This is a genomic window from Candidatus Methylospira mobilis (assembly GCF_009498235.1).
In the GTDB taxonomy this organism is placed as follows: Bacteria; Pseudomonadota; Gammaproteobacteria; order Methylococcales; family Methylococcaceae; genus Methylospira; species Methylospira mobilis.
In genome coordinates this window covers 2,829,600-2,844,682 of the sequence record NZ_CP044205.1, presented here as the reverse complement: position 1 = coordinate 2,844,682, position 15,083 = coordinate 2,829,600, and the positions used below count along the sequence as shown (strand labels likewise).

The window sequence follows — 15,083 nt, the reverse complement described above, 5'->3', positions numbered from 1 at the left end:
ACGCGCCGTTTTTCAAAGTAGGTCATATCTCGTAAAGTTGTGGGATATGACCTGATATTCGGCCTCACTGCATCTTTATAAAAATACCAATATATTGATATTTATATTATTTAGTGTATTGGCATGTCTATTGTATATATTATGAGGCGTGTATAACCTCATTTTCATGGCGGGGAGTTTCAATCGGATACACCTGAAACGACTCGCCATGGTTTTTTTGTGACACGAAAGTTTTAATTAGCAGAACCGGTCCGGCTGTAAGCTTCCCGGATTTTAATAGATTTCATGTTTTGCCGTGTTGTTGACACAAAACCTTTTTCTATATCGATCTCGCATATTATCCATTCTGTTGCTGGCAGGAATGGGTGTGTTTGCATTGCACGCGCGTGCCGAAACGTATGCGCGAAGCTCGTCTGCTGTTTACCCTGACCTGCATGGCGTCAGCGCGATCCAAAGTGTCGATGTCGTTGGTGACGGCGATGTGTTGCATGCCTTGATTGCGGGTACGCGCGAAGGGCTGCGGCAGGGGCTGTTTTATTTACGCTCCCGGGATGGAGGGTTGCATTGGGAGGCACCGGTAAACATCGGCATGGCGGCCGATAAGCCACTGCAAGTGCGGCGGGGAAACGACGCCAGACTTGCGGTAGCAGGGAACAGGTTGCTGGCGGTTTGGCAGGAACAGCGGGATATGCCCGGCAACGGGCCTCTGCAATCCGCCGTGTCCGATGACGGCGGGCGTACTTGGCGCATTGCCGGCTATCCTGTGAAAGGGGATAGCGCGAAAAATCAGGCCTATGCCGGCTTAGCCGCCGACAGCCAGGGTCGTATGCATCTGGTTTGGCTGGACGACCGCGAGGAAAACGGAAACACCAGCGGTTTGAGATATGCGGTTACAGATAACGGCGGACAGAGTTGGCAGCAAGAGCAGACTGTCGATCCGCTGGTATGCACCTGCTGCTGGAATCGCATACAGATGCTGGACGATCAGTCAGTTGCGGTGCTTTATCGCAGCGCCGAACCGCACGATATGAAGTTGGCGCTCCGCCCAGGCGCCGGCGGTCAGTGGCGTAAGGAAGGCGCAGTGGGACGGTTCGACTGGCATTTTGCCGGGTGTCCGCATAATGGCGGCGGTTTGGCTTTGACTCGGGCAGATGGAAAAACGCTGCTGCATGGCGTGGTGTGGACCGGCAAGGACGAGGCGGCGGGTCTTTATTATCTGCAATCCGCCGACGCCGGAACGCATTGGTCGACGCCGCAACGTATCGGCGATGCGCTGGGGCGTGACGGCGATATAGCCGGTACGCCCGCCGGTAGACTGGGTATCGTGTTCAGCCGGATCGATCGTGGACACTCGCTGATACATTTTCAGTCATCCGCCAATGCAGGGAAAGAATGGACGGCGCCGCAAATCATAACAGCCGCCGATGCGATTGCGGATCATCCGGTCATCGTGACCGTTGCGGGCGGATTTCGGGCATTCTGGACGGAAAGACGCCTTGATGCAGGCAAAGTGCTGGGTATGTCGGTCATTAACTAATTTATCAATAAAAATATCAACATGAGAATATTTTTTGTTTTAATCGCCGCGCTGTTTTGCGATGGTTCATGGGCGGGATACGCTGCTGCGGTTCCGTATTTAGGCGATCGGGGGACGTTACGCCATGAACGATTGGAGGGTGTGTTAAAGGAAAGCAAATCTTCGCCATTCGCATTGGCTGGTCCGGACGGAGGCTATCCTCCGGTAAATTTGGCTCACGCCATACTGGTCGAATCGCAACCCGATAAAGACGCGGTCATCAGCGATGCGCCCGACGATGTTTTACTGATTTTTAACGACGGGGTAGGGCAGGAGTATCTGGCCCTTGCCGTTATCGACGAGAACGGAACGCGCGTGGACAAGCACGACGCCAAGCTCGATTTTAGCGATCATTCGCATTTGAGGGCTTCCGTATCCAAGCTGAACCCAGGCCGTTATACCGTCCGCTACCGGGTACTTTCCGCTGACGGTCATGTCGTCAGCGGAAAATATTATTTTCAGGTTGAACCCAAACCACACTAGAGAGCGCCGCCCATGAAAATCCGTAAGTTCCGCAGTATAGTTTTATTCCTTTTTTGCGCCGTTGTTTCATTAAGCGGCGTCCTGTGCGCCAATGCGGCGAACGCGCCGAGGGACCCGATGAATAATGGCCGTCAGGCCTACGCCGGTTCCGGTATAAAATGCATGGTCACCAACGATTTTTATGCGGTGAATTTTACCGCGATGCAGGAAGGACAGGTCAAAGGAGAAACTACGCCTTTCGTCAGATATTGTCAGGAAATACCGGCGACCGGCAAAACGTTTTTGACTGTGGATCTGCTGGACCGGGATGTGCGCACAACGCCGCTTTCTCTGCGGGTAGTCGAGGAAGAAATCAACGATGGACGCTTGCCGAAAATCAAACGTACCATTACCGAGACCCCTGCCAAAGTTTACAAGAACGGAACCGCTGAAATTGTTGCCGATTTAATGCAAGCCGGGCATTACGCATTGATGGTGACGATAGGGGACCGGGATATTACCGAAGACGATCATTTGCGCGTTCCGTTCAGCGTCGCTTTGGAAAGCCCGACGAAAAAATCCGACTGGCTGGGTAAATTTACCGGTTTTGTTGTCGTGTTGTTTTTCTCGATCATGGGGTATATCGGTTTTCGCACCTACCGCGCCTATCGTCCGCACAAGGCGGAAGGAACGCTGGTTTCATCCAGTGGCGCTCAATCATAGTTTTGACGTACTAAGCTTTGGACTCGGACAGCAATAGCGTCCTTGTCCATCTTGCCGGAACACTGTTCGGCGGATGCGCTGGCACCACCCATTTTGCATGAGGATCATTCTGTAATTTCATGCGGGATACCGCCGAAAGTGAAGGAAAATAAGGGCTGCGCGTAAAGGCCTCGGCGTTGTTGCCGTCCTCCGCGCGCAATTCGATCACACTGCCGGATAGGATATTCAAGCTAAGGGTTATTTGCTGAAAAGAGCGGGCATGTCCCCTCTTCTTCAACTCCTGACGTAGCATATGCAGCGAGAATACCACGCCGCTATGGTAGTTAGTCTTGTCAAAATAACCGTGGTTCTGATCTGCTGCAATTTTACGTAGCGCGTCCTCAATCAGCTCTTCATTGGCGCTTGGGTAATAGTCTTGCGATGTACCGTCCGGTTTCTCGATACGGGCAGGCTGAATAATAGCCTTAAGCATCTTACCCTTGTAGTTGAAGTCGAGTTTTAACAGCTCAAGAAAGCCCTTTTCTGTACGCAGTTTTACCATTGCCTGCCGCGATCTTTCCATTCGGCTTCGTCGAAATCAGCTGCAAGAAAATGGCAGGTATCGTCAGGCAGTAGTGGGTAAACACCAACGGTATGCTTACCCGCCAGGTGATCGTAGATAACGGCATCGGAAAATGGAGCCAGCAAACGGCTCCCACAATTCGAACATTTAATGCGCGGCTTTTCGCAGATACCGCTTCGCCACTCATTGGCGCAGGCAGGCGAGTAGCCAGCTTTACTGGATGATTTGCTTTCCCAGCGTATAGGATAAACATCGGTACGCCCCCGGAACAAGCGGCGGAATAACGCTACTTTCTCGTCAGTACCGAGTTTTGGAGAATCAATTTCAATGAAAGGCACTGGCGCTGGCTCGAGCGGCAATCGCCATTCGATGCCATGCTTCTCCAGTAGAGCTATCAAACGGGAGTTTTCAGCTTGGAATAATGCGAGCGCGGTACAAGTATCTATTTTGACGGATCGTTCCGATTCGATGCTTGTTAACGGAGAACTGGCTGATCGCTTGTCTTTTGTCTGTGTAATTTCCAGATTTTCCGCCACTGTGTAGTTCGCATAAAGTACATATTTATAATCTGACTTTAGACTTTTTATAAGATGGAATCAAGCTAAAGGTCAACCGTATTTCCTTTGTTTTTCAATAGACAACGGAGGCTTTTCGATAAAAAAAGCGGTGGCTGAAAGCCGTTTTTTATCGTGAAAGCCGTTATTTTTATTATCCTGCGCTAAGGAACCGCTGATTAATAGCCAAAACCTGGGTTGCTGCGCCGGTGCGCAATTTTTTTGAGCCTAAATTTTCTATTTTGGCGCATTTTTTATGCGTTCCCTCTTAAAACCACCGGTTTTACCGGCATTTTCCGCCTTTCGGGCGGATTGAGGGCGCAATAATCCCTCATATCGACCCCATCAGCCGCTTTTGGCTCCGGTACAAATTACAAAGCCCGAACAAAATCTGTAGTTGATGCGTGTTCTTTTCCAATCCCCGATACCGCGTCTTGCGATAATGAAACAGGTTCTTGATCACATGGAACGGATGCTCGACACGCGAACGAATCTGCGCCTTCTTTTTTTCGATCTCGCGCACCGTTTCTTTCCATCGGCCTTCGGGCATCGCTTTTAGCTTGCCGCGCTTCATGGCGATCAACCACTCCACCGTTTTCCCGGTATTCTCTTCGCGCTTTTCAACGCCGATGTAACCGGCATCGGCTATGACCACTTGTTCCCGACCATGAAGCAACTCGCTGGTCATCACCACATCACTGACATGCGCCGACGTACCGACAACCGTATGAACCAGTCCCGATTCAGCATCCACACCAATATGCGCCTTCATCCCGAAATACCACTGATTTCCTTTCTTGGTCTGGTGCATTTCCGGATCGCGCTCGCCACTTTTGTTTTTGGTCGAGGGCGGCGCTGCGATCAACGTGGCATCCACGATCGTTCCTTCGCGCATGAGTAATCCTTTCGCTTCAAGAAGCGCATTAATGCGGCCCAGCATCACCGGCGCCAGCTTATGCTCTTCCAGCAGGTGGCGGAAGTTCAATAGCGTGGTAGCATCGGGAACACGCTCATGCGTCAGGTCAATTCCGGCAAAGCGGCTTAATAGGGGCATATCATAAAGCGCATCTTCTGTTCCTTCGTCGGAAAAGCCGTACCATTGCTGGATGAAATACAATCGCAACATCCTTTCGATCCCGATAGGCGGACGACCTCGTCCGGAAGCGGGATACACCGGCTGAATGAGCTCGACCAGTTCAGACCAGGGAACTACCTGATCCATCGCGTTCAAAAAAGTCTCGCGCCGCGTGGTACGCGATTTTTGCTGGAGAAGAACGTCAAGGAGGGTGGTCTGTTTCATCATACGCCGGAAACCGTTTCAGTATAATATATTGATTATTATACCATGGTTAATTTATATCCATAATAAATATATGGAATTAGGTGGCGATTAAATCAGCGTTTCCCTAAGGGTGCGGTGGAACCTTAGCCTTCAACAGCCGGTTCATGCGAAGCGTGATCCGGCCAGGGACAAGCAGTCCGTTGACACAACCAAACGAAAGGGGGCGTTACCGTAAGGCCGAGACGGAAACCGGCTCGGTGCGCGTAGCGCATAGCACCCGACCCGCCAGGGATGGCGGGTTCGCCCAACAGAAAATTTCTCGTTTACATCAAAAGCCCTAAGTCGGTTCACTGTTCCATTGCCCCCCAAAAACACAAAAAAGAACGGTTGGTTAACGGGTCGCGTGAATATTGGGTCGTGCGGTTATGCTCAGCGATCCGATGCCGGCGCTCAGAACAGCCTTGATGTCGAGGAGCGTTTCGCGATGCTTCGCAGTCGCTTTATCCGGCCCCTGGCCAGATACCGGTGCTGGTTTCGCCAGTCATGGTTTTTACAGACTACAAAAAAAGCCCACCATAGGGCGGGCTTTCTTGAATCTATCGTCTGTCCTCGGGGGGAGGCTTACACCAACAAGCCCCGTGGTTAGTCCTACGGACGATAAGACACATATCGGATGTCGTCAACTAAAAAACCATACAAACTAAATACTTACCTTTTTACGAGGAAGAAATATCCCCTTGATGCAATCTGGATTGATTACGGATAATTGAATATGATTGTGCGTTCTAAATCCTGCATTCGGATAAAGCTCATCACCCTCCCAGAAAGCCGCTCTGACCGAATCAAATTTAATGTTTTCCTCTACTTCGGCTAATTGGACGGCATAACGAATAACCGCACAATCAAGCTCGCGCTTCTTAAAATCAAAGTCATTCACACCAAATGACGAATTTGTAGGCGGCTCCTTATCGCCGGCATCTTTCAATCCAAGCATCATGTCATCATAAGCAAGACGGATAAAATCCAGCCATTTTTGGTCAAGAAGGTCTAAACAGGTTCCAAGATCAATGATTGCGCCGATAACAAACGGTTTATTAATCGCAGAACCGCTACGAGTACGGGCCTGCTCGACAAACTGGCGCGCACGTTCTTCGCTATTTTCCCAGAAATAAACGCCGTTCCCGAACCAGTCATAGCTGTTATTGCTATGACGCAACTCATCTTCGCCATTCAACACTTTCTTGCCAACTTCTTCGTCAAGACCATGAAAGCCAAGTACATATGATGATTTTGACGAATACAATTTTATTTTTCCTCACGACGAGCTTTATCTTTTTTTATCGTTTCAGACGAAAAAAAGCCTTTCACATAATCGCCATTGCTATCGAGGATATTTGCTTTTATCAAAAGCGCCGCCCGCTGCTCTTTCGTGCGAACTTTAGAACCGGCGCGAATAGCTGTCTCAGCATAATGCGTTTGCATATGTATTCTCCTACAGAACTATTTATGCTTAATGTAGTGCGCACAAGGTACGCATTCAATGATCGCACTGTAGACTTTTTCTAAGACGGAATCAAGCAGATAGGCGTAGAACACCTTCGTAAATGAGTAAAATCGGTCGTAACCCGCATCACGTCTGACGCCATGCCCGACAACAAGACACGAGGCGGATTTTACGCACGCCGGTCCGCACGATCATTTTGACTACGCCGTTATGCTTTGTCTCCCGTCGCCAGCTTACCGGCGTTCTTCGGTTTCTTGGATGCCGCTGCCGGCTTATCCTCGGCGCGCGTGTACTTATAATAGGTATTGCGTGAAATACCGACGATTTCGCAAATGTCCTTGACGCTACGCTCCTTGTCCCTGGAGAGCGCAATCGCCGCTTTTTTCTTCCTTTCGTCCACGCCTGCAGGCCTTCCGCCATTTCTGCCACGCGCACGCGCCGCCGACAGCCCGGCATGGGTACGCTCGCGGATGATGTCGCGCTCAAACTCGGCCAGCGAAGCAAAGATATGAAAAATCAGTTTGCCGCCTGACGTGGTGGTGTCGATATTTTCTTGCAGGCTTTTGAAGCCGACACCTCGCGCCACCAGATCGCGCACGGTTTCAACCAGGTGCGGAAGAGAACGCCCCAGCCGGTCGAGTTTCCAGACAACCAGCGTGTCACCTGACCGGCATTGCTTAAGCGCGTCGGTCAGTCCTGGCCGCTGCATCTTGGCTCCACTGGCGGTGTCAGTATAAATGTCATCGCACTGCGCAGCCCGCAAAGCATCTTGCTGAAGATCAAGGTGTTGGTCGTTGGTCGATACTCTGGCATAGCCGACAAGCATAAAATTAGCCCTGTTTCTGGTAACAGGCCATTTTATACCATGATACTCATCTAAATTTATCGGATTGGTACTTAGATTTGATATACGTGTTTTATGGTACGAATAAGCGGGGTAGGGCGCACAAAAATGGATTTTTTGAGGCCGACAGTCACCGTACCACTAAAACGGTCGTTTGTTTGAGCAGAAAAAAGAACGGTGCTACCGGCCTGCATGGTTGTCGGAAACAGTAAGGAAAACGATCGTTTTCTTTACCGGCGCCGGCGGAGTACGCTAGCGTGTGCCGTGTTTGGGCGCAGCGGTCAGTCGCAAATAATGTGGGTTGACGGCGATGGATTGCAGGCCGGCGCGGTTGATTTCAGGCCCATTCTCAGTTAATCTGGGCTTGCCGATGCGCTGATTGCAGGTTCGGGCGTTTTCGATTGCAGGTCGTTACACATACGGATTAAATAATGCGCCGATAATCTCGCGTTGCAGATAATCGTTTTATGGATAGGCGGAGTCAAAATACTCTATCTTGAGTTTGGGGTACGCTATATATTTGGCTTATTCAAATGTAGCTTAAAACAATCAGTTTAGGATAAATTATGCATTCATTCAGCCAACTCAGCGGTTCTAATCGCCGCTTCACTTTTTCCTGCGCAAACCTGCCGCAGCATACTTTCGAAGTGGCGCGCTTCGAAGGCGAAGAAGCGCTATCCGAGCTTTATCGGTTCGAGTTGCTGCTGGTTTCCCAAAACGGCGAGATCGACGAACCCGGCCTGATCGGCCTTGATGCGCAATTTTCGCTGAACGACGGTATCGAAGGTGGCCGGGACACCGTTTATCGCGGCTTGATCCAGGAGTTTTCCTACGAATACCAGGTCGACGACTGGACGTTCTACCGCGCGATATTGGTGCCGAAACTGTGGAAACTGGAAACCTACATGCTTTCCGAAATTTATCTGGACCAGAGCCGCCCGGAAATCTTCGACACGGTGCTGGAAAACGCCGGATTGATGAGCAACGATTTCGAGGTGCGGCTGCTGAATAACGCTTCGAACGCGCCCAGGCTCGATTATATCTGCCAGTACCGTGAAACCTATTTGAATTTTATCTCGCGCTGGGCTGAACGCTTGGGCATCTACTGGTGGTATGAAACAATCGACGGAAACGAGAAAGTTCTGTTCAGCGACACCTGGACCGCGCACAAGGACGAGGCGATCAGGCTGAGTTATCAAGCGCCGGGCGAAACGGGCGATGGCGTGTTACAAACGCGCCGCTTTCAAAGCTTGCGCCGGGTGGCGCAAAACCTGCCCAAGCGGCTTGTGATACGCGATTACAGCGCCGAGCGCGCCAGTCAGGAGCTGAAGGCACGGCGCAGGTTAACCCGGCGAGCGGCATCGGCGAAGTGCATCTGTTCGGCAGAAAAATAAAAAACAACATGGAAATAAAACTGCGCGCGAAACTGCAAGCCGAGAGCCTGCTGTGCCGTGCCGACCGGTATTTTGGCGGTAGCACCGCCACCGGTTTGCGCTGCGGGCATTTTATTGAAACAGCGAATCATCCGCGCCAGCCGCTCAACCGCCGCTACCTGCTGACCGCGGTTAAACATCGAGGCTCCCAGGCCGGATTGCTGCTCGACGGATTAAGGGTTCCGGCGGAGCTTGGCAGCAGCGATTTTTACAGCGCGGAATTTACCGCCATCCCGGACAATGTGCAGTATCGCCCGGAAACCAAACATCCCTGGCCGAAAATCATCGGCACCATCAACGCCTTTATCGATGCCGAAGGCAGCGGTCAGTACGCGGAATTGAACCAATATGGCGAGTACAAGGTGCAGTTGCCGTTCGATATCAGCCATAAACGCGCCAACCGCGGTTCGGCCTGGATCCGCATGGCGACGCCGTACGCCGGCAGTGATCACGGCATGCACTTCCCGTTACTGAAAGGCACCGAGGTGCTGCTGTCCTTCGTCAACGGCGACCCGGACCAGCCGATTATCATGGGCGCGGTGCCGAACTCGATCAACCCCAGCGTGGTTACCGATGTCAACCAGATGCAATCGCGTATCCGCACCGCTGGTGGCAACGAGATCACGCTGCATGATGAAGCAGGCAAACAGCATATACTCCTCAAAACGCCCGGTGGTAATACCTGGATGCGCATGGGGTTGGGCGGATCGAACGAGTCTAAGGCGCGTTATTCGTATACATCGAAGGCCAACCCCGGCACACAGCAACAGTGGCAGGCGAGCCCGGAAAAACTGTCATGGCGGAATACACAGCAGATGTGGCAGGGCGGAGAACTACAAACAAACGTCACGAGGCAACAGCAGCAATCTCCTAACGCTGATGATGAACCGAAAATAAACTATACCACTGCATGGGGCGCTTTGCCTTACTCTACACAACAGCAATTAACTTTAAATGGTTTCCCCACACCAGCAGCAACAGATAATATTAATTTCGAATTCTATACGGACGGCAGTAGCATAGATATCGCAACAGGATTATGGAACACTGAAATTACTACCGGAGACAGTTACGAGTTTACAGGAGGAAACGGCGGTTTCAAATTCCAAGTGCAACGGTTGTTGATTCGCACATAGCCTCATCCTTTTGGCAATTATGCAGGAATTCGGCATAAACTTCCAAGGGGGTTCTAAACCCGAGAATTTTTCTCGGTCTCGTGTTCAGTCTGTATGCGATTTCATCCAGTTGCTCCTGCGAGTAGGTCGACAAATCGGTTCCTTTGGGTAAATACTGGCGCAGTAGTCCATTGGTGTTCTCGTTACTTCCGCGTTGCCAAGGGCTATGAGGGTCGGCAAAGTAGATGGTGATGCCCGCTCGCTCACTGAGCGTTTTATGGCAGCTCATTTCCTTACCTTGATCATAGGTCATGGTTTTGCGCATCGGCTCATGGACACGGTTCAATGCGTTACTGAAGCCTTCCAGTGCGGCTTCAGCCGTGCCGGACGTCATAGCCGCCAGCATCACAAGGCGGCTGCTACGCTCGACCAGCGTGCCTACCGAAGAACGATTGCCTGACCCCTTGATCAGATCACCTTCCCAATGCCCTGGAACCAGCCGGTCTTCAATCTCCGGTGGACGTACATGCAAGCTGTTCATATCAGGTATCTGACCACGCCGATCGGTTCCTCTGGCGCGAGGACGTCTGCCCGTGTGAGATTGCCGCAAACAGCTCAACAGTTCGCTGCGTAATTCACCGCGTGGGAAGGCATACAGTGCGGTGTATATCGTTTCATGTGACACCGTAAGGGCTCCCTGCTCTGCATACACGCGCTTGAGTGTGCCAGAAATCTGTTCAGGCGACCAACCTTCATGCAGAAAGTAATCGACTACGCCAAAAAGCAGGCTATCCGGTAATAATTTGCGCGGCTTTCGAGCCATATGGCGTAACTGCCTCGCTCGTATCCCCGCCGTACCTGCGCAATAGCTACCAGACTTGACTGGATTGCGTAACAATTCGCGACTGATCGTTGACGGAGATCGCTGTAATCTCAAAGCCATCGCCCTCAGGCTATGTCCATCTGACTTCATCAACATGATCGCGGCACGATCCTCTGCACTTAAGTGATTATATTTCTTTTCCATTGCAACACCTTATCATAGTGTTGCACTTGTATTTTGAGCCCGCCGGAGGAAACAGTAAGGAAGTTGTCTCAGGAAATAGCGTTGAATTAATTAACGGAAACTCCACTGAAACAGTTAATGGAGATTCCACTGAAACAATTAACGGAAGCTCCACTGAAACAATTAATGGAAAATCCACTGAAACAGTTAATGGAGATTCCTATGAAACAGTTTACGGAAGTTCATTCGAGTTTTTATTTGGAGCCTGGAACTTTGCTTGTTCTCCCTGGGTTACTTTCGAAGCATCTTCTGTTCTTATTGAAGCTATTGGTGTCTATTTAGAAGGAATACTGGCTAGCGTGGGAGCAATAGGGCTTAGCGTGGAAGTAATAGGATCTAATATTTCACGAATACAAAGCAATAATGAGATAATAGCAGTTGACGCTCACTTCAACGAAGATGTTTTAGAGGTGGTTGAAAGTAAGTTCAAAAGCATAGACTTGTCACTGAGTAAATACGATCTATCTATCAAAAAGGCCGATACAGTTTTACATGATGCGTCTCTCGCTATTGATTCTCTTGAAACTAGGGTTTTCAACTCTAATATATCGGTTCATGCTGCAGATTGTCATATCTATACCTGACTGTACGCAAGAGAAGATACCTCTGTAAGCCGCGCCGCGCCTTAAGCAGGGTGGAGAAAAAGGCCTCTTCCAAAAATCTTACCGCTATCGCTATATGGTAGTGGCCAACTGGGAACTTCGCACATCTGCCGCCAGTTCATCCCGCAAGCGGCCAATGCCGGGGCGTTGTGCCAGTGTGCGGAATTTCTGGTCAATGCGGTCGATGAAGTCGTCTGCCCGCGCTTCGCTGTCTTCGGCGATGTAATCCCATATTTCGACAAGATCACTTTTGGCGCGTGGCCTTTTGGTAATAAATGGCACTTCAAGCCCCTTGAGTATGAGTGGCGCTGGCGGCTCGTCTCTGGCGGCCTTCCCGTTTGATCTCTTCGGCATCTCACGGCGTCGGCTCGCCGCTTTCCATCCCTTCATAAATGTCCTGCCTCAACTGTTCAAGTTTTGCGGCGCGTAACCGGTCTTGTGCCTCCATCATCCGCAACGCTTCGCGCACAATTTCGCTGGCCGAGGTGTAAAGGCCGGAAGCAACTTTTTGCCTCACCATGTCCTCAAGCTGAGGGCTTAAATTGACGTTCATTGTCATGTCAACCTCTTGGGTTAGGAACGGTTTCAACTCAGCACTATTGTCAATAATTGGCAATTATTGACAATGCTACCGCCACAGTTTTTCAAACCGCGCCGGACTGGTGGCTGTATAACGCACCGTATGCTGAATATTCCGGCGTCCCAGGAATCCTGAATCAGCCGCGTATCCGCGCCCTGGTCGGCCAAAGCAAAGCCGCAAGCATGGCGCAACATGTGCGGATGCGCGGCAATATCCAGCGCCGCCGCATCGCCATAGCGCCGAACCAAACTCCATACCGTTTTGCGCGACAACACCCCGCGCCGCTCGCTGATGAACAGCGCCGTTGTCTCCGGGTTCATCGCCGCCCGCACCTTCAGCCCAGCGCGCAACAATCGCAGCTCGTCGCCGCGCACGGGTGCGTGGTCGATAAGCCTTTCTTCAGCCGCGTCACATGCAGGGTGCGCCCGTCCAGATCGACCGCGTTCAGTTTCAGCGCCAAAGCTTCCGAGACGCGCAATCCATGCCTAAACAGCATCACCAATAAGCAGCGGTCGCGCGCTTAGTTACGCGCGCCCTTGACCGCGCCGCCAGCAGCTTTTCGATCTCGCGCCCGGTCAGGTGTTTTCTGTCGTCGTTCATTTTATCTAGTCTGTCTATGGACTGAACAGCCAACAAAAATGGGGTGTAAGCGCAAACCGCCGAACATTCCGTCAGCTACACAAGTGTTAAGTCTTAACCTGATTTTGGCTTGAAAAGCTTACAGTTACGGAAAAAATGCGAGTGCGAGCTCAATACCAGCTTGCAGTTTGTCCATTTGGCCTTCCTGGCGTTATTATTGAAAAGATTATGAACAGCTTCTAAGCAAAACTTACCCCAGCCTTCCACATGGAAGCGGTTACTTGAACGCACTACACCGCTTTGTCCAGCATCGTTTCCGAATCCATCTTAGTCTACACCTCGCCCGACGGGTGAATATTTTCGCGCTTAAATTGCAATACCCGCCGCCATGAAGCTAACTATTTGTCTCCATTATGGTTTGCAAATTGAATCCCCACTTTGTGGGATCTTCACTCGATTCTATGCTTTCGCGTGACTTAGCCATGTTTATTTTTTCCGGAAAAATATGCATGTTGCCTGCTATAGAAAAGAAAACTTTCACTATCGGCGTCGTCAGATTTTTTTCTGTTTGATCGACAACGACGCCCAGGCGACCGGATTTCAGCTTGACCAAGGTTCCGACCGGATAAATCCCCACGGTCTTGACGAATGCGTGAAACACTTTTTTATCGAAATGTCCGTTCTGCTGCCAGGAAGCTATTTTGCGTATGGCTTCGGCAGGCTCCCATGCATTTTTATAGCAACGCTCGGAAGTGATGGCGTCATATACGTCGCAGATTGCACCCATGCGTGCCGCCAACGACAAGCTTTCGCCCGAGAGTTTGTCTGGATACCCCGTGCCATCTGTTTTTTCATGGTGATGCAAGGCTACATCCAGTGTTAGGTCGTTGATACCCGGTAATTGCTTTAAAATTCTCCAGCCCAGCCGCGGGTGCTGTTTTATGACGGTAAACTCTTCATCCGTCAGTTTTCCGGGTTTATTCAGTACGGTTTCAGGAATCTTGGCCTTGCCGATATCGTGGAATAGTCCGGCCTCTCCTAACAGCGGCAATTGTTCGTCTCTGATGCCCAATTGCTTTCCCAGCGCCATCATCAATGCACAGACCGCGACGGAATGCATATAGGTGTAATTGTCCTTGTTTTTCAGCCGTACCAGACTTAACAGCGCATTCGAATTCCGCGCAACGGATCGATTGATTTCATATACCACCGTCATGACATCTTCGATTTGGAGCGCTTTTCCCATGCGTGCGTCGAGAAGCATGATCTCTACCTTTTTTTGAGCTTTGGCCAGTACCTTACGGGCGTTGTCAATCTCTTCGTGTATGGCTACAGCTCTCCCGGTTTTTGGAAGGTCGGCTATCGCACCATGCAGCACGCTTTCTATTTTCCGGTTTTCATTTTCCTGGGTTACCATGGAGATGCGTGGTTCAACATCAATCCCTCTTGACACATCTATCCACACATACTTTATGCCGCTGGCCTTGAGTTTTGTTAAGCTATCGATCGAATTCAGAGCGAACGAACCATTCCAGAAAGGGTGATCCAGCCAGTTGGCACATATTTCGTGAATGAACATGCCAAGCTTGACCTCGGAAACATGAATTTTCTTTGTCATGAGGGAGCCACGGTCATTCTGTTTGCTCCCGGCGAAGCCGTTCATCAAGCCTTGCTTTTGCATTTCGTTATCTAGATTCTGTTGACATTAGCAGGCGCCACCAGTGAAGCTGGAACCATTTCGAAAATGGCTAACCGACTTGACATTACGCCGAAGATTGGAGCGTTATCTATCCCATGCTGGTGAAGCATCGGCATGTCCGGTCGACGTCCGGGGAACGGTGCCGGGCCTTTCTGGCCGCTGTTCTGCAAATTCTTCGATCTGGTTCTCAATGGCGTTTGCTGCCGGAAGCGCATGGCAACTGGAACGCCGTGTTCAAGCGTTTTTCCCGCTGGAGCATGGGGTCTGGCGGTCGCTGTTCGCCGGATGCATCCATCATCCTGATGTGCAAAGCGTGTTTATCGACTCCACCATTAACCGGACTCATCCCTGCACCGGTGGCGCGGCGGGCGGCAACGCCGGAGACGAAGCCTTGGGACGATCGAAGGGCGGCTTTACTGCCAGGATTGTAAGCGTCCAGTCGTCCCGTCTACATAAAAAATAAGTCTTCCGTCATGCTTTGCATTTTCCTTGAGGAGTCGAA

The 15,083-nt window shown here is 50.9% G+C and carries 15 protein-coding genes and 3 pseudogenes; 7 read left to right on the top strand and 11 right to left on the bottom strand.

Translation table 11 applies throughout. The features are described from left to right. Positions 1–367: 367 nt before the first annotated feature. From F6R98_RS12910 to F6R98_RS12900, 3 genes are read left to right on the top strand one after another with little or no spacing between them, the layout of a single operon-like run. Positions 368–1,537 carry a sialidase family protein gene (locus tag F6R98_RS12910; RefSeq protein WP_153249378.1) on the top strand — a complete coding sequence of 390 codons (1,170 nt, stop codon included), beginning with the start codon at positions 368–370 and terminating at the stop codon, positions 1,535–1,537. A 21-nt stretch (positions 1,538–1,558) separates the two neighbouring features. Beyond that, positions 1,559–2,059, top strand: coding sequence for a copper resistance CopC family protein (locus tag F6R98_RS12905; protein ID WP_153249377.1), 501 nt, complete (start codon positions 1,559–1,561; stop codon positions 2,057–2,059). A 12-nt stretch (positions 2,060–2,071) separates the two neighbouring features. Beyond that, entirely contained in the window at positions 2,072–2,761 is a 690-nt protein-coding gene (locus F6R98_RS12900; protein WP_153249376.1) for a hypothetical protein, read from the top strand. Positions 2,762–2,771: 10 nt separating this feature from the next. On the opposite strand, the gene F6R98_RS12895 is transcribed toward F6R98_RS12900, so the two are convergent. The 6 genes from F6R98_RS12895 to F6R98_RS12870 form a co-directional block, all read right to left on the bottom strand. Continuing rightward, a complete protein-coding gene (locus tag F6R98_RS12895; RefSeq protein WP_153249375.1) occupies positions 2,772–3,302 on the bottom strand; it encodes a hypothetical protein in 531 nt (176 codons plus the stop codon). Further along, positions 3,296–3,859, bottom strand: a complete 564-nt coding sequence (locus tag F6R98_RS12890) for a TOTE conflict system archaeo-eukaryotic primase domain-containing protein (RefSeq protein ID WP_228124865.1) — start codon at positions 3,857–3,859, stop codon at positions 3,296–3,298. The genes F6R98_RS12895 and F6R98_RS12890 overlap by 7 nt, the downstream gene beginning before the upstream one ends. A 349-nt stretch (positions 3,860–4,208) precedes the next feature. Further along, positions 4,209–5,177 carry an IS5 family transposase gene (locus F6R98_RS12885; RefSeq protein ID WP_153250884.1) on the bottom strand — a complete coding sequence of 323 codons (969 nt, stop codon included), beginning with the start codon at positions 5,175–5,177 and terminating at the stop codon, positions 4,209–4,211. A 682-nt stretch (positions 5,178–5,859) separates the two neighbouring features. Further along, positions 5,860–6,462 (bottom strand): hypothetical protein, encoded by a 603-nt coding sequence (locus tag F6R98_RS12880; RefSeq protein ID WP_153249374.1) that lies wholly within the window; start codon positions 6,460–6,462, stop codon positions 5,860–5,862. Between the two features lie 2 nt (positions 6,463–6,464). Continuing rightward, positions 6,465–6,641 carry a hypothetical protein gene (locus tag F6R98_RS12875; protein ID WP_153249373.1) on the bottom strand — a complete coding sequence of 59 codons (177 nt, stop codon included), beginning with the start codon at positions 6,639–6,641 and terminating at the stop codon, positions 6,465–6,467. A 230-nt stretch (positions 6,642–6,871) separates the two neighbouring features. Next, on the bottom strand, positions 6,872–7,489 hold the full coding sequence (locus F6R98_RS12870) for a recombinase family protein (RefSeq protein ID WP_153249371.1): 618 nt from the start codon (positions 7,487–7,489) through the stop codon (positions 6,872–6,874). A 584-nt stretch (positions 7,490–8,073) separates the two neighbouring features. Here F6R98_RS12870 and F6R98_RS22815 point away from each other — a divergent pair. Beyond that, positions 8,074–10,076 (top strand): annotated as a pseudogene (locus tag F6R98_RS22815) (type VI secretion system Vgr family protein). Here the strand turns inward: F6R98_RS22815 and F6R98_RS12860 are convergent. Continuing rightward, positions 10,039–11,082: an IS30 family transposase gene (locus F6R98_RS12860; protein ID WP_153247527.1), complete on the bottom strand. Its 1,044-nt coding sequence runs from the start codon at positions 11,080–11,082 to the stop codon at positions 10,039–10,041. The pseudogene F6R98_RS22815 and the gene F6R98_RS12860 overlap by 38 nt on opposite strands. A gap of 26 nt (positions 11,083–11,108) precedes the next feature. Between F6R98_RS12860 and F6R98_RS12855 the strand changes: the two genes are divergently transcribed. Continuing rightward, on the top strand, positions 11,109–11,705 hold the full coding sequence (locus F6R98_RS12855; protein ID WP_153249368.1) for a bacteriophage T4 gp5 trimerisation domain-containing protein: 597 nt from the start codon (positions 11,109–11,111) through the stop codon (positions 11,703–11,705). A gap of 90 nt (positions 11,706–11,795) precedes the next feature. Here the strand turns inward: F6R98_RS12855 and F6R98_RS22070 are convergent, their stop codons facing one another. The 3 genes and pseudogenes from F6R98_RS22070 to F6R98_RS12840 form a co-directional block, all read right to left on the bottom strand. Further along, positions 11,796–12,005 carry a type II toxin-antitoxin system RelE/ParE family toxin gene (locus F6R98_RS22070; RefSeq protein WP_228124864.1) on the bottom strand — a complete coding sequence of 70 codons (210 nt, stop codon included), beginning with the start codon at positions 12,003–12,005 and terminating at the stop codon, positions 11,796–11,798. 73 nt (positions 12,006–12,078) lie between these two features. Beyond that, complete coding sequence (locus tag F6R98_RS12845; RefSeq protein ID WP_153249367.1) at positions 12,079–12,282, bottom strand: type II toxin-antitoxin system ParD family antitoxin; 204 nt, start codon at positions 12,280–12,282, stop codon at positions 12,079–12,081. A 26-nt stretch (positions 12,283–12,308) separates the two neighbouring features. Beyond that, positions 12,309–12,799 (bottom strand): annotated as a pseudogene (locus tag F6R98_RS12840) (tyrosine-type recombinase/integrase). 228 nt (positions 12,800–13,027) lie between these two features. Here F6R98_RS12840 and F6R98_RS12835 point away from each other — a divergent pair. Beyond that, positions 13,028–13,114: pseudogene (locus F6R98_RS12835) on the top strand (IS5/IS1182 family transposase); the annotation flags it as partial. Between the two features lie 162 nt (positions 13,115–13,276). Here the strand turns inward: F6R98_RS12835 and F6R98_RS12830 are convergent. Beyond that, positions 13,277–14,500, bottom strand: a complete 1,224-nt coding sequence (locus F6R98_RS12830; protein WP_153249366.1) for an HD-GYP domain-containing protein — start codon at positions 14,498–14,500, stop codon at positions 13,277–13,279. 103 nt (positions 14,501–14,603) lie between these two features. Here F6R98_RS12830 and F6R98_RS12825 point away from each other — a divergent pair, with 103 nt between their 5' ends. Further along, entirely contained in the window at positions 14,604–15,044 is a 441-nt protein-coding gene (locus F6R98_RS12825; protein ID WP_228124863.1) for a hypothetical protein, read from the top strand. Positions 15,045–15,083 lie beyond the last annotated feature (39 nt).